This is a genomic window from Pontivivens insulae (assembly GCF_900302495.1).
In the GTDB taxonomy this organism is placed as follows: Bacteria; Pseudomonadota; Alphaproteobacteria; order Rhodobacterales; family Rhodobacteraceae; genus Pontivivens; species Pontivivens insulae.
Map to the genome: position 1 here is coordinate 170876 of NZ_OMKW01000004.1, position 25423 is coordinate 196298.

26 protein-coding genes are annotated in these 25423 nt (G+C 60.4%); 12 read left to right on the plus strand and 14 right to left on the minus strand.

Going from position 1 to position 25423, the window contains the following annotated elements:
* Positions 1 to 96: 96 nt before the first annotated feature.
* Genes POI8812_RS14915 through lpxK form a run of 3 tightly spaced genes read left to right on the plus strand, consistent with a single transcriptional unit; the run spans position 97 to position 2980 of the window.
* Complete coding sequence (locus POI8812_RS14915; RefSeq protein ID WP_162844977.1) at positions 97 to 723, plus strand: lysophospholipid acyltransferase family protein; 627 nt, start codon at positions 97 to 99, stop codon at positions 721 to 723.
* Positions 720 to 2003 (plus strand): 3-deoxy-D-manno-octulosonic acid transferase, encoded by a 1284-nt coding sequence (locus POI8812_RS14920; protein ID WP_245895438.1) that lies wholly within the window; start codon positions 720 to 722, stop codon positions 2001 to 2003. Before POI8812_RS14915 ends, POI8812_RS14920 begins: the two co-directional genes overlap by 4 nt.
* Positions 2000 to 2980 (plus strand): tetraacyldisaccharide 4'-kinase, encoded by a 981-nt coding sequence (gene lpxK / locus POI8812_RS14925; RefSeq protein ID WP_108783409.1) that lies wholly within the window; start codon positions 2000 to 2002, stop codon positions 2978 to 2980. The genes POI8812_RS14920 and lpxK overlap by 4 nt, the downstream gene beginning before the upstream one ends.
* Here lpxK and POI8812_RS14930 read toward each other — a convergent pair.
* From POI8812_RS14930 to POI8812_RS14940, 3 genes are all read right to left on the minus strand, one after another.
* Positions 2967 to 3545 (minus strand): recombinase, encoded by a 579-nt coding sequence (locus tag POI8812_RS14930; protein WP_108783410.1) that lies wholly within the window; start codon positions 3543 to 3545, stop codon positions 2967 to 2969. The genes lpxK and POI8812_RS14930 overlap by 14 nt on opposite strands.
* Positions 3546 to 3647: 102 nt before the next feature.
* Positions 3648 to 4226 carry an MlaC/ttg2D family ABC transporter substrate-binding protein gene (locus POI8812_RS14935; RefSeq protein ID WP_108783411.1) on the minus strand — a complete coding sequence of 193 codons (579 nt, stop codon included), beginning with the start codon at positions 4224 to 4226 and terminating at the stop codon, positions 3648 to 3650.
* A gap of 11 nt (positions 4227 to 4237) precedes the next feature.
* A complete protein-coding gene (locus tag POI8812_RS14940) occupies positions 4238 to 4972 on the minus strand; it encodes an MlaA family lipoprotein (RefSeq protein ID WP_108783412.1) in 735 nt (244 codons plus the stop codon).
* Positions 4973 to 5164: 192 nt separating this feature from the next.
* Between POI8812_RS14940 and POI8812_RS14945 the strand changes: the two genes are divergently transcribed.
* The 6 genes from POI8812_RS14945 to POI8812_RS14970 all read left to right on the plus strand — a co-directional run bounded on the left by POI8812_RS14945 (position 5165) and on the right by POI8812_RS14970 (position 11338).
* Complete coding sequence (locus POI8812_RS14945; RefSeq protein WP_108783413.1) at positions 5165 to 7195, plus strand: type I secretion system permease/ATPase; 2031 nt, start codon at positions 5165 to 5167, stop codon at positions 7193 to 7195.
* Positions 7192 to 8493: an HlyD family type I secretion periplasmic adaptor subunit gene (locus tag POI8812_RS14950; protein ID WP_108783414.1), complete on the plus strand. Its 1302-nt coding sequence runs from the start codon at positions 7192 to 7194 to the stop codon at positions 8491 to 8493. The genes POI8812_RS14945 and POI8812_RS14950 overlap by 4 nt, the downstream gene beginning before the upstream one ends.
* An 88-nt stretch (positions 8494 to 8581) precedes the next feature.
* Positions 8582 to 9049 (plus strand): RidA family protein, encoded by a 468-nt coding sequence (locus POI8812_RS14955; protein ID WP_108783415.1) that lies wholly within the window; start codon positions 8582 to 8584, stop codon positions 9047 to 9049.
* Positions 9049 to 9810, plus strand: a complete 762-nt coding sequence (locus POI8812_RS14960) for a glycerophosphodiester phosphodiesterase family protein (RefSeq protein ID WP_108783416.1) — start codon at positions 9049 to 9051, stop codon at positions 9808 to 9810. Before POI8812_RS14955 ends, POI8812_RS14960 begins: the two co-directional genes overlap by 1 nt.
* A 59-nt stretch (positions 9811 to 9869) precedes the next feature.
* Positions 9870 to 11054, plus strand: coding sequence for a GNAT family N-acetyltransferase (locus tag POI8812_RS14965; RefSeq protein WP_108783417.1), 1185 nt, complete (start codon positions 9870 to 9872; stop codon positions 11052 to 11054).
* On the plus strand, positions 11054 to 11338 hold the full coding sequence (locus POI8812_RS14970; RefSeq protein ID WP_108783418.1) for a 4a-hydroxytetrahydrobiopterin dehydratase: 285 nt from the start codon (positions 11054 to 11056) through the stop codon (positions 11336 to 11338). Before POI8812_RS14965 ends, POI8812_RS14970 begins: the two co-directional genes overlap by 1 nt.
* Positions 11339 to 11381: 43 nt before the next feature.
* Here the strand turns inward: POI8812_RS14970 and POI8812_RS14975 are convergent, their stop codons facing one another.
* Entirely contained in the window at positions 11382 to 11870 is a 489-nt protein-coding gene (locus POI8812_RS14975) for a peroxiredoxin (protein ID WP_108783419.1), read from the minus strand.
* 85 nt (positions 11871 to 11955) lie between these two features.
* On the opposite strand from POI8812_RS14975, the gene POI8812_RS14980 reads away from it, so the two are divergent.
* Positions 11956 to 13176 carry an NAD(P)/FAD-dependent oxidoreductase gene (locus tag POI8812_RS14980; protein ID WP_108783420.1) on the plus strand — a complete coding sequence of 407 codons (1221 nt, stop codon included), beginning with the start codon at positions 11956 to 11958 and terminating at the stop codon, positions 13174 to 13176.
* On the opposite strand, the gene rsmD is transcribed toward POI8812_RS14980, so the two are convergent.
* The 5 genes from rsmD to POI8812_RS15005 form a co-directional block, all read right to left on the minus strand.
* Complete coding sequence (gene rsmD / locus POI8812_RS14985; RefSeq protein ID WP_108783421.1) at positions 13163 to 13717, minus strand: 16S rRNA (guanine(966)-N(2))-methyltransferase RsmD; 555 nt, start codon at positions 13715 to 13717, stop codon at positions 13163 to 13165. The two genes, POI8812_RS14980 and rsmD, sit on opposite strands and share 14 nt — an antisense overlap.
* Positions 13714 to 14130: a Fur family transcriptional regulator gene (locus POI8812_RS14990; protein ID WP_108783422.1), complete on the minus strand. Its 417-nt coding sequence runs from the start codon at positions 14128 to 14130 to the stop codon at positions 13714 to 13716. The genes rsmD and POI8812_RS14990 overlap by 4 nt, the downstream gene beginning before the upstream one ends.
* Positions 14131 to 14178: 48 nt before the next feature.
* Positions 14179 to 16464, minus strand: a complete 2286-nt coding sequence (locus POI8812_RS14995; RefSeq protein ID WP_108783423.1) for a mechanosensitive ion channel domain-containing protein — start codon at positions 16462 to 16464, stop codon at positions 14179 to 14181.
* 38 nt (positions 16465 to 16502) lie between these two features.
* On the minus strand, positions 16503 to 17276 hold the full coding sequence (locus POI8812_RS15000; RefSeq protein ID WP_108783424.1) for a Crp/Fnr family transcriptional regulator: 774 nt from the start codon (positions 17274 to 17276) through the stop codon (positions 16503 to 16505).
* A gap of 75 nt (positions 17277 to 17351) precedes the next feature.
* On the minus strand, positions 17352 to 18560 hold the full coding sequence (locus POI8812_RS15005) for a multidrug effflux MFS transporter (protein WP_108783425.1): 1209 nt from the start codon (positions 18558 to 18560) through the stop codon (positions 17352 to 17354).
* A gap of 220 nt (positions 18561 to 18780) precedes the next feature.
* On the opposite strand from POI8812_RS15005, the gene POI8812_RS15010 reads away from it, so the two are divergent.
* A complete protein-coding gene (locus tag POI8812_RS15010) occupies positions 18781 to 19248 on the plus strand; it encodes a hypothetical protein (RefSeq protein ID WP_108783426.1) in 468 nt (155 codons plus the stop codon).
* 46 nt (positions 19249 to 19294) lie between these two features.
* Here the strand turns inward: POI8812_RS15010 and POI8812_RS15015 are convergent, their stop codons facing one another.
* The 4 genes from POI8812_RS15015 to POI8812_RS15030 all read right to left on the minus strand — a co-directional run bounded on the left by POI8812_RS15015 (position 19295) and on the right by POI8812_RS15030 (position 22761).
* Complete coding sequence (locus POI8812_RS15015; RefSeq protein WP_211310412.1) at positions 19295 to 20356, minus strand: NAD-dependent epimerase/dehydratase family protein; 1062 nt, start codon at positions 20354 to 20356, stop codon at positions 19295 to 19297.
* 102 nt (positions 20357 to 20458) lie between these two features.
* Positions 20459 to 21112, minus strand: a complete 654-nt coding sequence (locus POI8812_RS15020; RefSeq protein ID WP_108783428.1) for a peroxiredoxin — start codon at positions 21110 to 21112, stop codon at positions 20459 to 20461.
* A 74-nt stretch (positions 21113 to 21186) separates the two neighbouring features.
* Entirely contained in the window at positions 21187 to 21933 is a 747-nt protein-coding gene (locus tag POI8812_RS15025; protein ID WP_108783429.1) for a M48 family metalloprotease, read from the minus strand.
* A 99-nt stretch (positions 21934 to 22032) separates the two neighbouring features.
* Positions 22033 to 22761 (minus strand): class I SAM-dependent methyltransferase, encoded by a 729-nt coding sequence (locus POI8812_RS15030; RefSeq protein WP_245895439.1) that lies wholly within the window; start codon positions 22759 to 22761, stop codon positions 22033 to 22035.
* 141 nt (positions 22762 to 22902) lie between these two features.
* Here POI8812_RS15030 and POI8812_RS15035 point away from each other — a divergent pair, with 141 nt between their 5' ends.
* On the plus strand, positions 22903 to 23253 hold the full coding sequence (locus POI8812_RS15035) for a BrnA antitoxin family protein (RefSeq protein ID WP_211310413.1): 351 nt from the start codon (positions 22903 to 22905) through the stop codon (positions 23251 to 23253).
* 1243 nt (positions 23254 to 24496) lie between these two features.
* Here the strand turns inward: POI8812_RS15035 and POI8812_RS15040 are convergent.
* Entirely contained in the window at positions 24497 to 25420 is a 924-nt protein-coding gene (locus tag POI8812_RS15040; RefSeq protein ID WP_146186182.1) for an HNH endonuclease, read from the minus strand.
* Positions 25421 to 25423 lie beyond the last annotated feature (3 nt).

Sequence of the window (25423 nt, forward strand, 5' to 3'; positions counted from 1 at the left end):
TCCGCGAAAGCAGGATTCCAAGGCTTTCTCCTGCGCGTTGCGGGTTGGATTGTGCTGCAATATCTGAGACTTGTGTGGAAAACGGCACGACTTGTCGTGACGGATCACAGCGGCCTGCGGGCGGATGCCGCCAACGCAAAGGTCGTCTATATCTGCCAACACGGACGGCTGTTGATCGTCACCGGCGACGCCCATTCCGGCATCCCGATCATTGGGATCGCGTCCCGCTCGGGCGATGGCGATTTTGCCCTGCAGTTCCTCGAGCCCTTCGGGTGCAAGGCAATCCGCGGATCATCAGGTGACCCGCGCAAGCCTGATAAGGACAAGGGCGGCCGGGCCGCATTGCGGGCTGCGCGGGACTATATGAAAAACAACGACAAAGCCGTTTTCGCATTGACGCCGGACGGCCCGAAAGGTCCGCGAGGGCGCTGTAAACCGGGGGCTGCTGTCATTGCGGCCTCGTCACAGACCCCGGTCATTGCGAGCGCGTTTTCTGCGCGCCACACCTTGCGGTTCAAGAGCTGGGATCACTTCATGATGCCGCTTCCTTTCTCACGCATACAGGTTGTCTGGTCCGCGCCACTGATGCCACCAGATCAGTCGGATCGGGAGGCGATTGGCCAGTTCAATCAGCAGATCGAAGAGCTTCTGATCGAAACAACGCGTGAGGCCGACAGGCTCGCCGGGCGCCCGGATCTATTTGAGCCAGCGGAGCCGGCATGATCTCCCCCGTGCTCAGTCTCTATATGCTGGCGACCCGGCTTGCGGGACCGTTTGCTGAGCGCAAGCTGGATCGCCGGCTGAGCATCGGCAAAGAGGATGCGGCCCGCCTGCCAGAGCGGCTTGGCGCACCTGGGGCGGCGCGTCCAGACGGCCCGCTTGTCTGGTTTCACGCGGCGTCCGTGGGCGAGTCCCTTGCCGTATTGGATTTGATCCGCCGCGTGCGCGAAGGCTGGCCGCAGTTAAATGTGATGATCACAACCGGAACGGTCACATCTGCAGAGATGATGGCAAACCGTCTGCCTCAAGGTGTGATCCATCAATATGCGCCGCTTGATGTAAAAAGCTCCGTCGACCGGTTTCTTGCCCATTGGTCGCCTGACCTTGTGATCTGGACCGAGAGCGAACTCTGGCCCCGAATGTTGCGGACTCTTTCGCGTCGGGGGGTGCCGCTTGTTCTGCTGAATGCTCGCATGTCCGCACGGTCTTTTGCCCGCTGGCGATGGATTCGCGGGACTGCACGACGCATTCTGTGCTGTTTTTCGGACATCATGGTGCAGGATCAGGATACGCTGACACGCTTGCAACGACTGGGTGCGCCGCAAGAGCGTATGGTCCTGACCGGGACGTTGAAGGACAGCGCGGCACCGCTGCCGCATGATGAAGGCACCCGGAAATCCTATGCCCAACTTCTGGGCGGCAGACCGGTCTGGGCGGCGGCTTCGACCCATCCGGGGGAAGAGAAACAGGTGGTTCTGGCGCATCAGGCCGCACGCCGTGCCTTGCCAGGACTTTTGCTGATCCTGGTTCCGCGCCATCCTGAGCGTGGCGCGGAGCTTGTTCGAGAGTTTCGCGGACAGGGGTGGAGTGTCGCGCATCACAGTGAAGGCGATCGCCCGGGCCCCGAAACCGGTATTCTGGTGGCCGATACGCTGGGGGAACTCGGGCTGTGGTATCGACTTGCGCCAGTCTCCTTTGTCGGCGGTTCGTTGACGGAGAATGGTGGCCACAACCCATACGAGCCCGCAGCCCTCGGCAGCGCAATCATTCATGGTCCGCATGTGGCCAACTTCCGCGACGCCTATAGTGCGCTCGGCCGTGTCGACGGCGCGCGCGAGGTCAACAACCCTGATGAGTTGTCCCACGTCGTCACCGTGCTGATGCAACCCGATGCGGCCGCTCGCATGGCGACCGCGGCGTGGACCATCGTTTCCGATGGGGCAGGCACGCTCGATGCTGTTTTGGAGCGGATGACCCCCCGTCTGGACGCATTGTCCAAATGATGCGCACGCCGAAATTCTGGTCGCGCCCTCCGGGTTGGCAATCTTTCCTGCTGTCTCCGCTCGCCATGATCTGGGGCATTGGGGCTGCACGCCGTCAGCGCGAGGGTCAGCCCCGCAAGGCTGATTGCCCTGTCCTGTGTGTTGGTAATCTGACGGTTGGTGGTACGGGTAAAAGCCCAACAGTTATCTTGCTGGTCGAAAAGCTGCGCGCACTGGGTGCCTCGCCCGTCATTCTGAGCCGTGGGCATGGCGGGTCTGTTGACGGCCCGCACGTTGTGACGGAGGCGGACACCGCTGCCAAGGTGGGGGATGAGCCGGTGATGTTGTCGGCCTTTGCGCCGGTCGTGGTCGCGCGTGACCGCGTTGACGGGGCGCGATGCGCCGTTGAGCAGGCCGGCGCTGACATCATCGTCATGGATGACGGATTTCAGGATCCCTCGCTGCACAAGGATCTGTCGCTGCTCGTGGTCGATGGGCAGATCGGTTTTGGGAATGGGAAGCTGCTGCCCGCGGGCCCGTTGCGTGAGAAAGTGGCGGACGGGCTTGTGCGCGCGGATCTGGCCCTGTTGATCGGTGGGCAGGCTGGTCGCGCGGCGTTGGGCGCACTGCCCGTCTCAACGGGAACGGTGGCACCTCTTGCGACCGGGATGCCATGGAAAGGCCTTCGCGTGATCGCCTTTGCGGGGATCGGACGGCCCGAGAAATTCTTCGATACGCTGAAAGAATTGGGGGCTACGATCGTCAGAACCCACGCTTTCGCGGATCATGAGCCCTACAATTCGACGATCCTTGACCGCATGCGCGGGGATGCCAAAGTTGCACGGGCGCAGCTAGTCACGACTGAAAAAGATGCCGCACGTCTGCCGCGCGGTTTTCTCAAATTCGTCCTTCCGGTGCCGGTCCGGCTGACGCTTGAGGATGGGGCGGCGCTGGACGCCGCCCTCACCGAACTTGTGGGCCAGATCACTCCGCAGTGATGCGGACTTCTTCCAATGGGTAGCCCAGATTGTCCTGGTCGGAATAGGCAACGTGGCAGTCGTGGCAGAAGGCCTGACTGATGCCCATCGCATTGCCGTTCGGCTGAACAGCGGAATAGACCCAATTGTCATATTCGTCTGCCGTGCCTTCGGCGACTTTCTCCATGATGAAGAGCGGTCCACGGCGCAGCCCACCATCGTCGTTGAAGCGGAAGCTCTCCTTAGCCAGGATCGAGCCTACGGGCATAACGACGCCTTCGAATGCGTATTCCATATAGGTCCCTGCGCCGATCTCATTGGCAAAGGTCATCAGGAAACGCTCCCCATGCGGGCCGGCAAGGCCCGGGCGCGTCGCTGTGGGCACCCAGTCCCGATAGACTGCGGCAACCGGGTTGTCGCCATTCTGGTATCCGGCAACCAGCGCACCCTCCAGGCATTCGTAGACTGCGGTGACTTCCTCACCGGTCAGATCCCAGGGGTCCTTGTCGATGGAACAGTCCTGCGCTGCAGCAGCCCCTGCGGAAAGAAGGAATGCTGCGATTGCTGTTGTCGTGGTGCGGGTCATGCGTTTTGTCCTTGCGCTCGTCACGGGATAAGATGCGGTAGACTGTCGCATCATATCCCGCTCGCAAGAAACTCATATCCGTACACGGATGCGTGAGCGCCCCTAGCGCAGGGCAGGCAGGTCCACGATCAGATCGTCGATGTCACCGCCCCGCTGGTCGAGCCAGCGCCCCACTGCCGCACGCTCTGACGCGAGGAGGGAGACGCCTTCGGCCACGATATCGACGAGCCGGTCTTCGCCGGAGCGGTCGGAGAACTGCCATTCGACCCGCACTGGTGGGCCGGACGGGACGTTCACCCGCGTTTCCACAACAATGCCACGGCGGCCAAGATCACGCGCATTCAGCACGTCGATGCTGCTGCCCTCGTAATCTTCGAACTGTGAGCCGTACTTGCCAGCCACATATTCTGAGAACGCGGTTTGAAACGCGGCGCGCTGCGCCTCGCTCGCCCCACGCCAAGGCGCGCCGAGCACATAGCGCGAGATGGCATCCATGTCCGCATAGCGGTCCATCAGGTTCAAAAAGACCTCCGGATCACCGGCAGCGGCCACAACCTCGGTCTGCACTTCTTCGACGATAGAGCGCGTCAACGCCTCCGCCTCGGTCGTGGTCAGCGCGGTTGCTTGAACTGGGGTGAGTAGAACGGAAATCAGCGCGACGGGGGCAATCTTGCGCAGCATATCGGGGGTCCTCAGTTTTCGTCGTAGAGATCAATGAACCCGTCATCGCGGGCTTCGGTTCCGCCCAACTGGGCGCGACGGTTCTGGATGTAGGTGTCGCGCAGGGCGGCGTAGCTGTCCTCGGTCTGATAGAGCAGACGGTCGATGACCGCGCGCTGCTCATCCCGCGTGGACAGTATGGTGATGCCCGTCGCAGCGAGGCGCGCCTCACCGGTATCCGGCTCCTCACCCGCGTTCAGCGGATCGCTTAGAGCGTCAATGACGGCGCCCGCGTGACTGCGCACGGTGCCCGGCCCTAGCAGGGGCAATTCCAGATAGGCGCCTTCGCCCGCCCCCCACAGCGCGAGCGTCTGGCCGAAATCGGCCTCCTCGCGGTCGAGCCCGGCTTCGGTTGCAATGTCGAGCAGACCACCCACGCCGAGGGTGCTGTTCAACGCGAAGCGGCCGAAATTGCTCATGAAGCCTTCCACGTCGGCTTGCAGCGCGTTGTTCACCATGTCCGAGGGCAGGGCGAGGTTGCCCGCGAAATTTTCGAGCCCAGTCTCAACCGGCGAAGGCAAAGCCCCAAAAGCATGGGCGAGCGGTGAGATGACAACCGTGTCGACGCCGCGGTTGATGTGGTGACTGACGCGGTTCACGCCCTCTAGCGGATCGGCCACAAGCGCGGTTTCGTTCTGTGCAGGCGCACAGGCCACAAGGGGCAGGATCAGTGTGAGGGCGATAGGGGCTTTCGCAATTCTCGACATGGGGGCTCTTTCGGTAGTGTCGTTGTGACCTCATGTAATGCGCGCCGTACGCGACGCCACGCTTTGCAGTGAGTCTTTCTCAATGATACTCTTGTTTATACAGGTTTAAGAGTGCGAAAGCCTACACTCCGACACAATTGCGTGCGAACAGCACGTAAACATCTGAGACGTTGAGCGAGCAGGATCATCGGCATGGCCGCAAAACCCCCAAACGGACGCAGCGAACTGCGCGCGGTTCTGCGGAAAAGCCGCGTTCTTTTCTGGACGGTCGCGCTGTTCAGCATCTTTTCGAATCTGCTGGTTCTGACAGGGCCAATCTTCATGTTGCAGGTCTATGATCGGGTGTTGTCGAGCCGGTCCGAGGCGACCTTGGTGGCGCTTTTTGCCCTTGTTGCAATGCTTTATGCAATTATGGGCATTCTGGACTATGCCCGTGGCCGAATCCTGGCGCGGGTCGGGGCACGCTTTCAATCGATGCTGGACGAGCGGGTCTTTGACGCGTTGTTGCGGCGATCCGTCGACCCGGCCTTCCGCAATCGACCCGCCACACATTTGCGCGATCTGGAATCGATCCAGCGGTTGCTGTCTTCTCCGGCGCTGCTGGCGATCAACGACCTGCCGTGGACGCCGATCTTTATCTTCGCGATCTTTCTGTTCCATCCGCTGATGGGATGGCTGGCGGTCGTGGGGGGATCGATTCTCATCATCGTCACCGTGCTCAATCAGCTGATGTCCAAATCCAAGCAGTTGAAAGGATTGCAGGCCACCGCAGCGGCAGAGAATTTTGCGGAAGCGGTGCGCCGCGATGCGGAGGTGGTGCAAAGCCTCGGCATGCGCCAATCGGTGCTGGCCCGGTGGCGTCAGCAACGCGACACCGCGCTCGATGAATCGATGGGTGCGGCGGACGTTTCGGGCACGTTCACCACATTCTCAAAGACGTTCCGGCTGTTCCTTCAATCGGGCATGCTGGCGCTTGCGGCCTATCTGGTGCTGCAAGGACTGCTGACGCCGGGTGCGATGATCGCAGGCTCAATCCTGATGGGACGGGCGCTTGCCCCCGTCGAACAGTCGATTGCCCAATGGTCGCTGGTGCAGCGTGCGCGGCAGGGTTGGCTCTCGCTTGCCGAACTGCTGGAGCGCACGCCTGAAGAAGAGGAAAAGACAGAGCTTCCCCGACCGAAGGCCCGGCTTGATGTGAAGGGGATCATAGCGGCCCCACCAGGTGAGCAGGTCCCCACCCTGAAATCCGTCAGCTTCCACATTGAACCCGGAATCGCCCTGGGTGTGATCGGTGCCAGTGCCAGCGGTAAGAGCACGTTGGCGCGCGTCATCACAGGCATCTGGCCGCCCGCACAGGGCAAGGTCCGCCTCGACGGTGCGGCGATTGATCAATACGAAACAGAGGTTCTGGGCCAGCATATCGGTTATCTGCCGCAGGACGTTAACCTCTTCGATGCCTCCGTTGCCGACAATGTCGCCCGGCTCAGCGCCCAACCCGACCCCGCAAAGGTTGTGGCGGCTGCCAAAAAGGCGGGTGCGCATGAAATGATCCTGAAACTGCCCGATGGCTATGACACGGTCATTCAGGGCGGCGGCGGACGCCTCTCGGGTGGTCAGCGTCAACGGCTGGGGCTGGCACGTGCCCTTTATGGCGATCCGGTCATTCTGGTGCTGGATGAACCGAACGCCAATCTGGATGTCGAAGGCTCAAACGCACTGAACGCAGCGGTCGAGCAGATGAAGAAAAACGGCGGCTCGGTCATCATCATGGCGCACCGGCCTGCGGCGATTGCACGGTGTGAGATGTTGCTGTTGCTCGATCAGGGCCAGGTCAAGGACTTCGGCCCACGTGACGATGTCCTGAAGAAAAATCTCAAGAACTACGATCAGGTCGCTGGTGGTCTGAAGGCCCCAGCCGAGGGGGCGGCGCTGCCAGCACAGGGCGCAGCCCCCGCCATCGCCGCGAAACCGCAGGATCAAAGACCCGCGCCACGCCCCGACGCACAACCTGCGGAACCCGCGCGGCGTGTGGTGCCGATGACGGCAACCAAACCTGGAAGTGGCAAGACAACCAGTCAGGCCATGACCCCTGTGGCGGCAAGCAGTGCTCCGGGCGTGGCGGCAAAGGCGACGGCTGGCACGCGACCGGCTGCGCCTTCCAAACCGGCCGAGCCCCCCGTTGCAAAGAGTGACGATCCGAAGACAAGTGAGCGTAAGTCATGAGTGAGCCAACAAAATGGAAAGCGGGACGTCCGATCCTGCTGGGTCTCGTGGCGCTGATCTGCCTTGTCGGCGGGCTGGGCTATTGGTCGGTTGCGACCAATATTTCAGGCGCCGTGATCGCATCGGGCCAGTTGGAGGTCGAATCCAACCGTCAGGTCGTACAGCATCTCGAAGGTGGGATGGTCGGGGCGATTTATGCGGATGACGGTGACTTTGTTGAGGCCGGCGCGGTTCTGATGCGCCTCGACGATACGATCCTGCGGTCGGAACTGACGATCATCGAAAGCCAGTATTACGAGCTGATCGCGCGCCGTGGCCGTCTGCGGGCGGAGAGCGAGGGGGAGAGCCAGATCCGCTTTGAGACTGAGCTGCTGATGCTCGCTCAGGAATATGACGAGATCGCTGAATTGATCGGGGGTCAGATCAGCCTGTTCAACGCACGTGCGCAAAGCATTGCGCAGCAGACCAATCAATTGCAGGAACGACAGACCCAGATTGAGGAGCTGATTGTCGGGCGCGAGGCACAGCTTGATGCGCTTAGCCGTCAGCGGGAATTGATCGCTTTGGAACTTGTCGATCAGCAAAGCCTGCTGGATCGCGGTCTGGCGCAGGCCTCTCGCGTGTTGGCCTTGCAGCGCGAAGAGGCGCAGCTTGAGGGGCAGGTGGGTGAGTTGACGGCGTCGATTGCGGAAAGCCGGGGGCGCATCGCAGAGCTTGAGATTGAGATCATCCGCCTGTCGTCGACGCGTCAGGAAGAAGCGATCACCGAATTGCGCGATCTCACCGCGCGTGAGGCAGAATTGCGGGAGCGGCGCCTTTCCGTGCTCGACACCATGGCGCGGCTGGAAATCCGTGCGCCGATGACCGGCCGGGTCTTTGGGCGCACAGTGCATGCCGTGAACTCTGTCATTCGTGCGGCGGAACCTGTGATGTTCATCGTGCCGGAAGACAGCCCGCTGGTCATAACCAGCCGGATCGAGACGATCAACATCGATCAGGTGACAGTCGGACAAGAGGCAGCGCTGCGCTTTTCTGCCTTTGACCAGCGCACGACACCGGAACTTTATGGTGTGGTGACGAATGTGTCTGCGGACGTGATCCTGGATGAGGCGACGGGGGCCCCTTACTATGAGGCGGAAATCCTGCCTTATGATGGGGAGATCGATAAGCTTGCCGGATTGGCGCTGGTGCCCGGCATGCCGGTGGATGCGTTCATCCAAACCGGCGAGCGAAGCCCGCTTACCTTCCTCACCAAACCGTTTACCGACTATTTCACACGCGCTTTCCGCGAGACCTGATCGGGTACAATTCAGCCCCTTCTGGGGCTGGACCGTCCGCGGGCGGGGCCATACGCTTCGCACAATTCAGTTGTGGAGAGGATGACCCATGCCCGGAACAATCGACGCGCGGCTTGCAGAACTTGAGATCACATTGCCCGAGGCACGCGCGCCCGCGGCCAATTACGTGCCCTTCGTGCGGACGGGAAACCTGCTCTATGTCTCCGGCCAGATTCCGGCGAATGAAGATGGCTCCCTGATCCTTGGCAAGCTGGGGGACGGGATGAGCATCGAGGATGCGCAGGGCGCGGCCCGGCGCTGCGGCCTCTTCCTGATCGCGCAGGCCAAAGCCGCCTGTGACGGCGACCTCGACAAGGTATCGCGTGTCGTGAAGCTGAACGGCTTCGTCAATTGCACCGGCGATTTTGCAGACCACCCCAAGGTCGTGAACGGCGCGTCCGACCTGATGGTTGAGGTGTTTGGGGAGCAGGGCCGCCATGCGCGCGCGGCTGTCGGCTCATCTTCCCTCCCGCTGAGTGTGGCGGTTGAGGTTGAGGCGGTGTTTGAGCTGGCCTGATGCTGCCCCGCGCCTTTCTCGACACGCCAATTGCCCATCGCGGTCTGCATGACCGCGCGCAGGGTCGCATCGAAAACTCCATGGCAGCCGTGAAGGCTGCCATCTCTGGCGGTTGGGGGATCGAGATCGACATCCAACCTGCCGGTGATGGCACGCCCATGGTGTTCCACGACTATGATCTGGAGCGGTTGACGGGGACTCGGGGCTTTATCTCGACCACTACGCCGCAGGCATTGGCGCAACTGCGCCTGACAGATTGCGATGAGGGCATTCCGACACTGGAGGCGGTGTTGGCAGAGGTTGGCGGTCGTGTGCCGCTTCTGATCGAGATCAAGGATCAGGACGGCACGCTTGGCCCCGCCGTGGGCGCGTTGGAGCAGCGGGTCTGCGCGCTGGTGAACACCTATACCGGCCCGGTCGCGCTGATGAGCTTCAATCCTAATTCGGTGCGTCAATGTCGCGGCCATGCGCCGGATATTCCGCGTGGGCTCGTCACGGATCCATTCACGAAAGAGGACTGGCCCATGGTGCCCGCGCCCCGTCGGGCAAAGCTGGCGCAGATGCCCGATCTTGACCCTGTGGGGGCAACGTTCATTTCGCACAATCGCTCTGATCTCGACAGTGCGGCCGTCGCGCGGGCGAAGGCACGTGGGCTTTCCATCCTGACCTGGACGATCCGAAGCGCGGAGCAGGAGGCTGAAGCGCGTCAAATTGTCGATAACGTCACTTTTGAAGGCTATGCGCCCCTTCAATCTGCCTGAAACGGTTGACCGTTGAAACCGATACACCATTTGGCCCCGGTGGAAGCTGGGGAGCTCAAATGTCCGACGAGACGACGATCGAAGTCAGTGTGATCAGCGACATATCCCAGATCGCGGCAGCGGACTGGGACGCCTGCGCCGCGCCGGAGGAGGCCGGCGGCGGGCGCCCGCTCGATCCCTTCACCACGCACCGGTTCCTGTCGGCGTTAGAGCGCTCCGGCTCGGTCGGTGACGGCACCGGATGGGTGTCGCGCCATCTGATCGCGAAATCGGATGGGCAGGTGCTTGGCGTGATGCCGCTCTATGCCAAGGGGCACAGTCAGGGCGAGTATATCTTCGATCACAACTGGGCCCATGCGTTTGAGCGGGCCGGCGGACGTTATTACCCGAAATTGCAGGCTGCGGTGCCGTTTACCCCTGCAACCGGACGGCGCTTCCTGACCCGCCCGGGGCGGGAGACGGTGGCCCTTCCCGCGCTTGTACAGGGGGCGGTTCAACTGGCCGATGAAAACCAGCTCTCGTCGCTCCACATCACGTTTTGTACGGAGTCGGAATGGAAGCTGGGTGCGCGCGTCGGGCTGCTCCAACGCACAGGGCAGCAGTTCCATTGGGAAAACAAAGGGTACAAAGATTTCGAGGGGTTTCTGGCCGATCTCAGTTCCCGCAAGCGTAAGACGATCCGACGCGAACGGCGTGGTGCGCAGCAATTTGGCGGGACGATTCATCAGTTTCAGGGGGACGACATCCAGCCTGAACACTGGGACGCTTTCTGGCAGTTCTATCAGGACACCGGCGCGCGCAAATGGGGCACTCCCTATCTGACCCGCGCCTTTTTTGAGGAGGCGCAGGCGCATCTGCGCGACGACCTTTTGCTTGTGTTATGTGAGCGGGAGGGGCGCTGGGTTGCGGGCGCGATGAATCTGATCGGGGCCGATACGCTCTACGGTCGGTATTGGGGATGTGTCGAGGATCATCCCTTCCTGCATTTCGAGGTGTGCTACTATCAGGCAATCGACTATGCGATTGCCAACGACATGATGCGCGTCGAAGCAGGGGCACAGGGGGAGCATAAGCTTGCCCGCGGATATGTGCCCACGCCAACATATTCCCTTCACTGGATTGCGGATCCGGGCTTTCGCACAGCGGTCGAAAGGTTTTTGGTGGCGGAGCGTGAAGCGGTCGGAGAGGAGATCGAAATCCTCAAGGAATACACCCCATTTCGCAAAACGAGAGAGGACAGCTGATGGCTGAGAAATTGAGCGGAGACGCACGCGACGCCGCATTGGCCGGGTTGTCCGGCTGGGATCTGGTCGATGGACGCGATGCGATCATCAAGACCTACAAGTTCAAGGACTTCTCCGAAGCCTTTGGCTGGATGACCCGTGCTGCAATGCTGGCCGATGCGATGGACCATCATCCAGAATGGTTCAATGTCTATAACAAGGTCGAAGTGACGTTGACGACCCACGATGTTGACGGGTTGAGCAATCTTGACGTGACGCTTGCCGGAAAGCTCGACGCCCTCTGAGCCGAATGCGGGGGCGGCACCGTGGACCGCCCCCGCAACCGGATCACATCTGAGCCAGCAGTGCTTCGCCCGCGCTCAGATCGCACTCACCCGGATTTGCATCGACGCCAACGGCTGCGACCTCACCGTCCTTGATGATGCAGGCATAGCGCTGCGAACGGTCGACAAAACCAACAGGCGGGGCCGAGAAGTTCATGCCAACGCCCTTGGTGAATTCGGACTCGGGATCGGCCAGGAACTCAATACCGGCACCCGATGCTCCAGTCGCATCGTCCCATGCCTTCATGACAAAAGGATCGTTGACAGAAACGCAGACCACACGGTCAGCTCCCTTTGCCTTGAACTGGTCTGCGGTGCGCATAAAGCTGGGAACATGTGCGGTCGTGCATGTGCCGGTGAAAGCCCCGGGCAGCGCGAACAAAACAACGGTCTGGCCATCGAAAATCTCGCTGGAGGGCACAGCCGCTGGCCCCTCGTCACCCATCTTCAGGAAGGTCGCGGATGGAACTTTGTCCCCTTTGGCAATGGTCATGTCGTCAACAGCCTTTCGGTTTGTTTGGTTTTGATGCAGGGAAGGTAGGGCGTGATGCAGGCAAAAACGATAGGAACCTGACGGAATGAGCGGATATGTCGTAATCGGGGCCGGACAGGCTGGCGCATCCATGGTTGCAAAGCTCCGCGCGCTCGATGACAGCACGCCGATCACACTGATTGGGGCAGAGCCTGTTCCACCGTATCAGCGCCCGCCGCTCTCTAAGAAATACCTGCTGGGCGAGATGGCATTGGAGCGCCTCTTCCTGCGGCCAGAGCAATTCTATGCGGATCAACGCATTGATCTGGTGACAGGCCGAACGGTGACGGCCATCGACCGGGCGGCGCGGAAGGTCACGCTCTCGGATGGGGCGGAGCTTGGCTATGACGCGCTCGCGCTTACGACGGGTTCTGTCCCGATCATGCTGCCTGCCGCGATCGGTGGCGATCTGGGAAATGTGTTCCCGGTCCGGGACCTGGCCCATGTCGATGCGATGGCCCCGGCCTTCACCGAGGGCGCACATGTTCTGATCGTGGGCGGCGGCTATATCGGGCTGGAGGCGGCAGCGGTTGCAGCGTCCAGAGGCTTGCAGGTGACATTGGTTGAGCAGGCCGACCGCATTCTGGCGCGGGTCGCCGCACCGGCGACGTCTGACTATTTCCGCGCGTTGCACAGCGATCATGGCGTGACGATCCTCGAAGGGACCGGTCTAACCCGCCTTATCGGCGAGGACGGTCAGGTCACTCAGGCCGAGCTGAGTGATGGCCGCCTCGTCGACATCGACTTTGCGCTTGTCGGTATCGGGATCCGACCAGCGACGTCTTTGGCCGAGGCGTCTGGTCTGACAATCGACAACGGAATTGCGGTGGATGCACAGGGGCGCACCTCGGATCCGGCGATCTTTGCCGCCGGTGATTGCGCCTCCTTCCCCTATCAGGGTGGGCGAATCCGGCTGGAATCCGTTCCCAATGCCATCGAGCAGGCCGAAGCAGCGGCAGAGGTGATGGTGGGCGGTTCGGCTGAGTATGTTGCAAAGCCTTGGTTCTGGTCGGACCAGTATGACGTGAAACTGCAGATCGCAGGGTTGAACACGGGCTATGACCAGACGGTCACTCGGCCCGGATCACGCCCCGGCGTACAGTCCGTCTGGTATTTCGCCGGCGATCAGCTCTTGGCAGTCGACGCGATGAACGCCCCTCGTGATTACATGGTCGGCAAACGTATGATCGAGGGCGGCATGCACCCGGCTGTCAGCGATGTAGCGGATCCGGAGGTAGATCTGATGGCGGTGCTCAAGGCTGGCTGAGGCCGAGGAACTGCACGCTGGTATCGCCGTAGGAGCGGCGCTCAAATTCGACGAATCCCTCTGGAACGTCCTGCGGCTGCGCCTCCTCCCACAAGATCAGCGCATCAGGGGCAATCCAGCCATTTGTTCGGGCGGAATGCAGCGCCGCTGCGCCCATATTGCGGCCATAGGGCGGGTCAAGAAAGATCAGGTCACACGGTGCATCCGCGGCGAACAGTTTGCGCGCGTCGCGGCGGATCATCCGGGTTTCCGCCGCCACATCGAGCGTGGCGATATTGCGCTTGAGCAGCGATTGCGCCTTCGCGCCATCATCCACGAATGTTGCATGCACTGCGCCGCGTGACAGCGCCTCCAGCCCCAATGCGCCAGTTCCCGCGAACAGGTCCAGGATACGGGCACCGTCTGGCAGGTCATAGCCACGCAGCACGTTGAACAGCGTCTCACGCACCCGATCCGTTGTCGGACGAAGCTGCGCCTTACCGTCCCCCGCCCCCAAGGCGGCAAGTGCACGTCCGCGAAAGCGGCCCCCGACGATCCTCACGCCTTCAGCTTCCGGCCATAGAGCTCAAGCCTGTGGTGAACGATTTCATATCCCAGCTCGCGGGCAATCTCGCGCTGCAATTCCTCGATCCGGGGGGAGGAAAATTCCACAACCGCGCCCGTATCGACGTCGATGAGGTGGTCGTGGTGATCACGATCCGCCTGCTCGAACCGCGCAGGGCCATCGCCAAAGGCGTGGCGATCAACGGTTCCCGTCTCCTCCAGCACTTTCAGCGTGCGATAGACCGTAGCCAGAGAGATGCGCGGATCGCGCTCCACCGCGCGTCGGTGGATCTCCGTCGCATCCGGGTGATCGTCATGCTCGGTCAGAATGCGCAGAATCACACGGCGCTGCGCGGTCAGGCGCAGCCCCGCCCGTTTCAGGCGACTTTCATAGGGCGTCAGATCACTCATCTTTCGCAATAAGGCTCAGATCTTTCTCAATAACAAGGGCGGGCGGCCTTAGTCTCCATCTGGCGAGGGCATCGCTTTCTTGCCATCGGTCACGCGATCCTCGTCGTCACCTGCGGCCGGAACCTCCTCGACAACAAGGGTCGGTTCAGGCAGGGGGGCCTCATCCTCAGATGCAGAGCGTAGGTGCAGGGGCGGCGCGTTGCCGTTCTTGTCCTCACCAAAATAGATCGTCTGGTGCGGGAACGGAATCTCGATACCGCGCTCGTCAAACAGACGCTTGATGATCTCGTTATAGGCGCGTCCGATCCCCCATTGTTGACCGGGAAGCGTCTTGATCCGCGCACGCAGGACGATGGCACTGTCGCCGAAGGTATTGAGGCCGAACCATTCGAACTCACCCAGAATGTTCATGCCAGCCTCACTGGCTTTCAACTCGTCAAACGCGTCGAACATGGCTTGCTTGCCCTCGGAAATATCCTCCCGATAGGCAACGCCCATGTCGCAGACGAAATAGGAAAACTCCCGCATGTAGTTCGAGACCAGATCGACGGACGAGAAGGGGATGATGTGGAACACACCGTGCAAATCGCGGATCGAGACAGAGCGCACGGTCAGCTTCTCAACCGCTCCGGTGATCCCACCGACAGAGATGACATCGCCCACATTGATTGCGTTTTCAAACTGGATGAAGACGCCCGTGATAACGTCCTGCACCATCTTCTGCGCGCCAAAGCCAATAGCCAGACCCAGCACACCGGCGGAGGCGATCAGAGGGCCGATGTTCAGTCCCAATTCGCTAAGCACGATCATCGCCGTGATGGCCAACAGAGCGATCGCAAACGCATTGCGCAAGAGGCTGAGCAAGGTCCGCTCTCGCGCTGTTGGGACCGAGCCGAAATTGGGGTTCAACCGGTATTCCACCCAGGAACTGAAGACGATCCAGATGGCGAGTGTGAAGATCACGATGATTGTCACCGTGGCCACAATCCCAAGCACCCGCAATCCACGGTCAGACGTGATCCAGCCACTGATATCGGCGATACCAGTCAGATCCAGCACAACGGCGATGACGCCAGCCACGACCAGCAATCTGATAATCATAAGCGCACGCGGGATAACCCCGTTCAGCCGTGCTTCGAGCAACGGGAACCGCTCGGTTGCGGAGTCGGGCAAAGAGATGCCTGAGCTGATCACGTCGCTCAGGATGCGAACGATCAGTGATGCAATGGCAGCAGCTGCAACGATGATACCGGTTGTCTGCAACAGCGGCAGCAGAACCCCAGCGGGGCGCGTCGCGACAACGGCCAGCAGGCCCAGAAGGTAGAGCAGGATTGGAATCCAAAGCAAGCCACCCACACGGTCGCGGAACCGTGTGCGGTTGTCCGGTTCATTAAACAGGTAATTGGTCGCGCGCTTGCGATAGCGCAGCAACATGAAGATCGCATAGAGCACCACGATGATGCTGAGCAACGTGCCAACCGCATTCCCTGTCAGGATCGAGACGCCGCGATTAATGATCGGGACTGCTAGCAGATGTCCGTACCCGACCACCATGATTGAGCGGACCAGCCAGCCTGACAAGATTGCCGCGGCATTGTCCGGCAGACGTGTCAGGCGAAGCGCGGGAACCCGCGGGGCGAGGATTGCCCGCGCCACGATCTTGCTGATCTGCACCACCACAAACGCATTGAGGTAGAGCGATTTGGTTACATCCAGCACCCCATCGCTCGACAGGTAAATCGTCGCCGCATAGCCCCCTGCGGCGGCGAGGGCGACGATCACCGCATCAATTGCAAGAGAGCCGAGGAGCAACAGCAATGTGATGGAAAAACCGTAATTCGTCGCGATCCGACCAATGCGGTCGTGCAAGCCACGGGCAAGGAATTTCAGCGACAGGTAAACGCCGTAGGTGACAACGATAACGATGCCGAGGGATTTCAGAACGTCCATCAGCAGGTTGCCATCGACAGCATTCGCCGCACGGGTAAAGACACGCGGCAACTGCGACAGGCCAATCCAATACCGCTCGACGGTTTCTGCCGTCTGCATCGCGACCTCCGAGGTGGTCAACGCGATAGAGCGACCGATGCTGATTGTCGTGGCCGGAGCGTCTTCCGCCGAATCGGTGGCATCCTCTGCGCCCTCCACAACCACACCGCCCAACCGTTGGGCCAACTCAGTGGCCACTTCCGGGTTGGACAGAAGCTCAACAATCGTATCAACGGCAGCGCCTGTCGTGTTTTCTTCTGCCGGTGCCGCGTCCTGTGCAAAGGCGGTCGTAATCGAAAAGCAGAGCGCGAAAATGCAGCCCAAAGCCCAGCGAAGAGCAATCATGCCTGTCTTCCTTTTGTCATCAGCGACAGTGTTTGCCTTCAGGCGCGTGCGAAGGTCAACCTGTCCATCTCTGATGATGGATACCAATTCGTGTCAATGCTGGTGTGCCGGTCGTCGAAGTCAATCAGATCGGCAAGATAACGCTCGCTCAGGACTTCGACCTGCCGATCAAAGCGGCGAATGTGCCCTTCTTTTTCCAATCCCGTGAATGCCTTTGAAACAGACACGTTCGTCAGGCCAAGGAAGTCGCCAATCTCTTGCTGGCTCAACGGCAGGCGAAACACGTCTCCCATCTCGGGGTTCGTGATCCGCAGTCGCGTCAGCAGGCTGAGAAGCAGGAAGGTCAGCCGCTCGCGCGCGTTCATTCGGCCATTCGCCCGCAACGTGTCGATCAAAACGGTCTGACTGCGTGCGGCGATGCTGAAGAACAGTGCGGCCAGACGCGGGGAACTGGTCAGGACGTCTTCCATGGCCGTGCGCGGGAAGGGGCACAGGACACAGGATGTACAACTGCGCAAGCTGGTCGTGGCCGCAGGATAGGCGATATCTGCCAGCCCGATCATGTCGCCAGGGTGGTGAATGTCGACGATCTGGCGCCGTCCATCGGGCAGATCCAGATAGGAGTACAGCCAGCCGGATTTCACGACGCAAAGCTCGCTCAGCGGATCGCCGCGCTCATAAAGATCCTTTTGCGGATCGACGCTGACCTCGGTTTCTTCCATCCGTGCAAGATGCCTGCGATCACCATCGCTCAGTGGAATGTAGTGAGACAGTTTTGCAACCAGACAGCTGTCTGAGACGGGCTTGGACATCGGGTCCTCCTTTCGGGCAGGACCGCTGCGCCGGATGCGTTGCGACCTGCCTGCGGACAACAGGTCCGCGACATCCTAACGCGCGAAGAGCCGTCCGCGTTCAGTCAGCAGCAGAACAATCAGCGTTCCGACCCCCGCACCAAGGAACCCGATGGCCATGGGAAGCGGTGTTCCGTCATAGGCTTGACCAATCAAAAACCCCAGACCGGCGCCGATCAGAACCGTAATCGCGCCGATCACTGACGAGGCAATTCCGGCCACCTCACCCAGGGGCTCCATCGCGATGGCATTGAAGTTGGCGAAGGTCATGCCGACGATGAACATGCTGCCGGCCAGCAGCACGATGAACGCGATCAGGGGCATGTCGGCCCCAAGCAGTACCATCGCCAATGACAGCGCGACATAGATGCAGACCGCGCCATGCGATAGGAACCGCATACCGAGCCGCCCCACCAAACGGGCGTTCACGAAGGACGAGATGGCGACTGCAAAAGCGATCATCGCGAAAATCGCCGGAAACCAGGGCCCAAGTCCGAAATGCTCTCCCAGAACCTGCTGGGCAGAATTTACAAAGCCGAACATCGCCCCCATGAACAGGCCAGAGCACAGCGCATAGCCCATCGCCTGCCCGTTGCGCAGAACCGTTGCAAAGCCGGTCGCAATGGGCCCAAGGCGCAGAGGGCGGCGATGCTCGGGTGCCAGCGTTTCTGGCAAAAGGCGCCAGCAGACAAGGCTCATCAGAACGCCATATCCGGCAAGCACTGCCAGTGTCGCCTGCCAGGGGGCCACGAAAAGGATCAGTTGGCCGATACTGGGCGCCAGAACAGGGGCGGCCATGAAGACCATCATTGCGATGGACATGACCTGCGCCATGTCCCGGCCCGTGTAGCAATCGCGCGCAACCGCATTCGCAATGGTCCGTGGTGCAGCGGAGCCCGCTCCCATAATCACACGTGCGATGAGCAGCGCCTCGAAACTTTGGGTCGAGAGCGAGATCAGCGCTCCGACAATGTAGATGAACAACCCGCCGAGCAGGATCGGTTTGCGCCCGAAGCGGTCCGCCAGCACACCCACGAAAAGCTGCGAGATACCAAACCCGAGCAGATAGCTGGAGATCACGGTCTGCGCGGTATTTGGATCGTCGAGATCAAATTCGCGTGCGAGATCGGGCAGCGCAGGCAGCATGATGTCGATCGCCATCGCGTTCAGTGCCATCAAAGCCGCGATGATAACAACGAAGCCGGTATATCCGAGCGGGGCGTGTGCGGGTGAAGGACGGGGCATGTCGGGCGCTTTCGAGAAATCTTCCCGATACCTGTCAGGCCAGACCGCCCGCGACCATAGTATTTTTATCTTCTGATAAAGAAAAATGTACCCTTTCACCCCGTGGGGTGAAGCACATAGTGCGCGGGCGGGGGCATAACAGCGTCAGAGCGTGCACAGGTCGCAGGGGCAACCACGTGCTGTTCTGACCAAATATGTTTGAAAATCAGGAGTTAGCATAATGCTCACCCGTTCCCTTATCGCCCTCTCTGCGTCTGCTGTCATCTTGTCCGGTTGCATGGGCAACACCGCTTCCAGCAACGCGACAGGCAATGCCGTTGTCCAAGCTGCCGCTGCTCAGGCACTTGCCCAAGGTGGCCTCTCTTCCAACACGGCGGCGAATGTTGCCGCGCTCAATGCAACCAATGCCATTGCAGCCGGTGCCGCAGCCCCGGTCGCCGCAAACGCCTTCACTGCAACCTATCAGGGCTATTCCTGTAGCGAGCTGAACACGCTGATCTCAACGCTTCAGCCGTCGCAGGCTGCATCCGGTCTGGCCGGCCTTGCCAGCGTTGCGGGCGTGTTTGGTCTGGGCGGTGGCCGTGGCGCACAGGCGGCAACGGTCCTGAACGCGCAGACGCAGGTCTCCCAGACACAGGCGGCACAGCTTCAGGCTGCGCAGGCCGTGGCAGCAGCCAAAGGCTGCTGATCAGGGAAAGGGCCGCCTGCATGCCCCCGCTGCGGCCCTTTTCTCTTCAATCGTCGAATGCGCCAACCTTCACCATCTGCCCGAACATCTCATTCATAGAGACGTCGAGTGGTCGATAGGTCAGGCCGAGAGAGCGCGTTGCCTTACTGTTGTCGGCACGCCATTTCACATTGACGTTTCGGCTCACGAATTTCCTCCTCAGCCCCCCCAACATCGGCCCAAGAAGCCAGACAAGCGATTTCGGCAGCGCCCGCGTCGGAAGCGGGTAGTGACTGCCGAATGTCGGCTGCAAGGTCTTTGCCATCTCAACCAGATCCGTTTCATGGCCAGAGATGATATTGCGGCCCTCTGCGGCCGGATCGAAGGCAGCATGAAGATGGGCATCGGCCAGATCACGGACATCCACGACGCCAAGACCGATACGCGGTGCCCCGGCTTTCATCGTTCCATTGCCCATCTGCTGCATGATGGAAAAGCTTTCCGATGTCGGCGCATTCTGTGTCGCGGGACCGATGACGAGGGACGGGTTCACCGCGACCATCTTCCACCGGGATTGAGCGTCGGCAATACGCCATGCTTCCCGCTCGGCCACGGTTTTTGAGAATGAATAGGGCTGATAGTCCAGCGAAGAGGTTGTGTTCCACACACTCTCATCAAGACGTCCACCGGGCGCATCCGCGCAATCGGCTGCATCGCCATAGATGGCAGCACACGAACTGGTCAGCACCACTTTCGATACCGTTTCGGTGTCGTTGACGCTTTGCAGGACGTTCCGCGTACCCTCCAGCGCGGGATCGACCAGATCGGCCTGGGGGTCATTCACATCCGTCTTGAATGGGGATGCTGTGTGAAACACGGTCGCGCAGCCTCGCATGGCGGGGCGGTAAGACCCCGGCTCTAGCAGGTCGGCCTTGAAAAGTTTGAGGCCACCGGGGCTGTTTTCGGCCATCGTGCGCAGATGTCCGACCTTCGCTTCATCTTTGGGATCGCGCACTGCGCCATGAACGGTTGCGCCACGCTCTAGCAATTTCTTGACGATCCAGCCGGCGACATAGCCGGATGCACCGGTTACCAACACCGGTGCGCTTGTGTTGACAAGATAAGGCATCATCACCTCGAAAAGATTTCATTCTGCTCCTTTCGAGGCCAACGCAAAACGGCCCCGCATGGTTCATGCAGGGCCGTCAAAAGTTTAAAATACTTTAAGAGATCAGTCTGGCTGACGGGTTTTGCGCAGATAGGGCAGGACCTTTTCGAAGGTGCCAAACTTCTCTGTCGCTTCCTCATCGCTCACGGCAGGCGTGATGATGACGTCTTCACCCTGGGACCAGTTCGCAGGTGTCGCGACCTTGTGGTTCGCGGTCAACTGGATGGAGTCGATGGCGCGCAAGATCTCGTCAAAGTTACGACCTGTGGTCATCGGATAGGTCAGGGACAGTTTGATCTTCTTGTCCGGCCCGACCACGAAGACCGAGCGGACGGTCGCGTTGCTTGCCGCAGTACGGCCTTCCGTTTCTGTCTCTTCCGCGGGCAACATGTCGAACGCTTTGGCCACCTTCATGTCGGGATCACCGATCATCGGATAGTCGACCGTGTTGCCCGAAACCGCCTCGATATCGGCCTTCCACTTCAGGTGGTCAGAGACCGGATCGACCGAGATGCCCACGACCTTGGTATTGCGCTTTTCGAAGGCGTCGATCATGCCCGCCATCGTGCCCAGCTCAGTCGTGCAGACCGGGGTGAAATCCTTCGGGTGGCTGAAAAGAACCGCATAGCCGTCACCGATCCACTCGTGGAAATTCATTTCCCCTTCAGTGGTCTCTGCCGTGAAATCCGGTGCGGTATCATTGATGCGAAGTGACATGTTCTGCCCTCCATTCCGATTGCGTTGATGTGCAGGTAAGGGGTTGAGGGCCGGTCCTTCAACCCCACCCGCCATCAGTTCCGTGGGATTGTCGGCGTCAAACCCTGAGCCCGCTGTGCGGCAATCCGCTGTGCCGTCGCCACAACTGTGGAATAGCGCTGCTGACCCGGCGGGTGTGTGGACAGGACCGAATTGGATCCGCGGAACCGCGAAAAGCTGGCCGCGCCGTCAACCGGGTCATAGCCTGCACGCTCGGCAATATAGGTGCCCAGCACGTCGGCCTCCAACTCGAACGACTGCGAATAGGCCCGCCCGCCGATCTGGGCGCCGATCTCTGCCGATTGCTGCTGATCGAGCCCGATGACGCCACCCAGAATTGCCCCGGCAAGTCCGCCCAGACCAACCTGGCTCTGCCGCCGCGCCAGGTGCCCTGCGATCTGGTGTCCGGCCTCATGCCCCATGATGAAGGCGATCTCGTTGTCGTTGCGGATGGTCCGCAACATTGCCTCGTTGAAGACGATCAGCGGACGACCGTCGCTGCCAATCGTCTGGAACGCATTCGGCGCGCCACCGCTTCGGTCGATCTGAAGCACGAAATCGCATCCGCGTGTCTGGCCGGTTTCCTGACGACAAACATCCTCAGCAATAGGCTCGATCCGCGTGGCCACGCGTTGCATCATTTGCTCTCCGGCCGAGACCGAGCGATTGGCCGCCGGTGCCGCGCTGTCGGGCAGATTTGCGACCGGCGCATCGGGCACTTCGAACGTTGTCGCGCAGCCGGCGAGGGCGATTGCAGCGGTGAGGGTTAGGGCAAGGCGCAAGGCAACCTCCTTTTCCTGTCTCTGATGCGCAGAGCGGCGCGGACACGGCTCCAGTCGCGTTGCGCTAAATCATGTCGCATGCGGGCAATAAGGCAAGTCTCACGCGCCGTCGCGTCCCTTGAAAACCGATTGCCGACCGCGAATGTCGAGCGCCTTCTCGGAAAGCGCTACCTTTCCGTTCTCGAAGGTCAGCGTGGTCGGGCGTCCGGTCTTCAGCTGCTTTTCGATCACAACCACGGAGTCGTAGAAGCGGATACTGCCGATCTGACGGGCCAGCTCGCTGAAGCCAAAGAGCTTGTCCTGATCGGTATACCAGGAATGCATCTTATCTATCAGCCGCTTAGCGTATTCAATAAAGCTCGCCTCATTGCGATACCCACCGCCAAAACCGGGCCAATAACTCGTGTGGCAATCCTCGACGATATAGAGGCTTCCGTCGCGCATATGGGGCCAGAAAAGTTCGAAACTCGCGATCTGATGGTGGTTAATATGGCTGCCGTCGTCAATGACGATATCAAACGGGCCGTGAGTTCGGGCGAGCTGCGCAACAAAGGCCGGGTCGGCCTGGTGGCCGATTTCAACTGTCGTACCGTCGATCTGCAGCTTGCGGCACGCTTCGTCAATGTCGACGAAAGTTAAGCTGCTGTCTTCATGGAAGAAATCGCGCCACATCGGCAGCGACCCTCCCTTGAACACACCGATTTCGAGGAAGGAGACGGGCGCGTCGCGATGGCCCGAAAGCTCACGATCGAAAATGTCGAAATAGTGCTGCCAGCGGGTCAGGGTCGGCAGGCCGGTGCGGGTCAGATAGTCGTCGAAATAGCTCATGCGCATCAGTCTAACCGATGGACCATGGCGTTAACATATCCCCCGAAAGCCGGTGCACAATCCGTACACCGTGCGTGCACATTGCGTATGCCAAGGCTTCCTTAACCTTTTGCGGGCACAAGGAGGTTTTAGGACTTTCACATGGCTGATTACACACCTCCACCAGAACGCAAACAAACACGGGAGGAGTTGCGCGCAGAGACGGAGTTGGTGCTCTGGTTGAGTGAGCAGACGATGGAGCTGAAACGGGCGGAGATGCTGCGCGAATGGGTTCCTGCGGATTGGGCCGATGTGGAGCGGAACGTGGAATGCCGCCCCGCGCGCACGCGGATCACGTTGCGGGTAGACGCGGATGTGGCGCGTTTCTTCCGCAAGATGGGGCCGGGCTATCAGGCGCGAATGAACGCGGTGCTGCGCACCTACTATCTGTCGCGCAAAGCAAAGCTGATCACGGGTCCGCTTGATGAGACGGTTCTGGGGCATCCGCTGTGATCGAAGCGCGGTTTGACCGCTCAATTTGGAGAGGGGGAGTGATGGCTGAATTCTGAGGGTTGATCGTCAGCGTGATTTTCAGTGGCGGGGGCGATCCCGTGATGGGTTCGGTTTGCGCATCGTCTGGGTCGGTCGTGGGCGCTTTATTTAGATTGGTAGGCATCCGGTCTCCTCCTGCGTGAAAGAGTGCGGGGGGAGTTGTGCCGAGGCTGAGAGTTATCTGGGTTGGGCTTTTATAGGCCCAAGGGCTCCTCTGGGACCGATGGTGTGCGGTACTACGACGCCACCGGATTGAGGCGAGGGCTGCTGCGCTGACCGTGCAACGCCCCGGCTGTGTGCCGATGGCGCAGGTTGAGGGCGTCATCTGATTGGCGCAACTGGCGAGGCATAGGAGAGAGCACTAGGGCGGGGCCGGTGTGCAGGTCGTCTTGGTTGAGGTTTCGGATCGTGACGCTCTGCTTTCGGCGGGTGTTTGGTGCGCTCGGGCCATGAGTTTGGTGTTCATCTGGAGTGGTGGTGCAGAGGCTCACGACGTTGAAGGAGCGCTCGCCGGGGCGTTGCGAACGCGCGGCGTGCCAGGCGGGTCTCGGATCAGGTGCGGGTGTAAGTGCGGTTCAGCGGCGCAATAGACGGGCAGCCCGGGACCGCGGCTTGGCGTTTGGATGGGTGGTGCTGAACACTCTATGCCCAGAACCGAAAGAAGGTGCGGCCTCTTGACGTGTCGTCGAAATGCGCCGCCGGGGGCAGGATGAAGGCGCTCCTCTACTCATAGCAGTTGCACGCTTGCGGCTCGCATGGGCAAGGCGCGGGAGCGGCCCCGGATCAGGTCCGGGGCGGGCGCTGGTTAGGAGCGGAACGGGAGGGCCGCGCCCGACCTCGGGTGGGCGTTTGGTCGGGTGGTTCGGGGCACTTTATCTCTCAAGCCCGAATGATGGTTCCGGTGTTTGAGGCGTTGCAAAAGCGCCGTTCCCGGGGGAGGGTTCGAGCCGTCTTGGAAACGTGCCAGTGGCACGTTTCAGGTGAGAACGCGCGCAGCGCCGGACGGGCGCTGGATCACGTCCGGGACAGTTGCTGATATATGTCGAAACCGTAGGGCCGCGCCCGACCTTGGGTGGGCGTTCGGAACATCTGGGCGGAGCACTTTATTTCTCAAGCCCGAATGACGGATCCGGTGTTTGAGGCGTTGCAAAAGCGCCCTCCCGGGGGGAGGTCGGGCGCTGCCCGGATGCTGGTCGCATTCGGGCTATTGGTTCGGACGACCCGGATCATTTGCGATTAGTCTGGTGTCGGAATGATCAGTTTGCTTGTGTATTGCGCGATGACAGGGCGCACACAAAACGAGAAAGTCTTTCAGATCCACTTCCCGCTCTTCGCCCTCGCCGAGTGCGGAATAGGGGAGCAAGTGATGAACATCGAGTCCCGAGGCCCAACGCTCCCTATGTTCTTCGGCGACATGCCAACCACATGCTTCGCAACGATATCCCCGCTCATTTAGTATGACCCTACGGTCTACCCGTCCCTCATAGGAAATGCTTTTCTTGGCTACCCGGGACTCAGTTCCATGTGGCGCGGTATCAGGAAGCCGGTGAGCGTCCATGTCTTCGACATAGTCATAGATGCGTTGCCGAAGCGCATCGGCGATAGGCCGACTTTCCAGATTAGACCGATACCAGTTCGACGAGGAGTTAAGGCCGTGAAAGATGTTCCGTTGTCCCATGCCAACCTTTCCCTTTGTCAAAGCGGACGGGATGGTGAAGTGTCTCTCATTCTCTGGAATCAAAACGGCTTTTCGGGACTGGGCTTGGTAGTTTGCCGAGTGGCCTAACTCACTCGTCAGTTCAGGATGCTCTTGAGGCGATCGGAATACCCGGGCATCGTCGTAGAACCCCACGATGACCATCTCGCTACCGTTCTTAGGCCGAGCACACCAGATGACGAGTACACCATCTATATAGTCCGCTGACGAAGTCGCGCCGAGATTTCCGATGTCGATAGATTGATCGCGGTTCGGGATGTGTCCCATGAAGCCGGTTGGCCAAGGCCACATATTCAATGCGACCATGTCCACGCCGTGCTTCAATGGGTAGCTTTGAGACGTATAGAATGGCTCATCAAGACTGCGATAGGTCGCGCGCCAAGATGGGCGGCATAGGAGAACTGGTTTCATTCA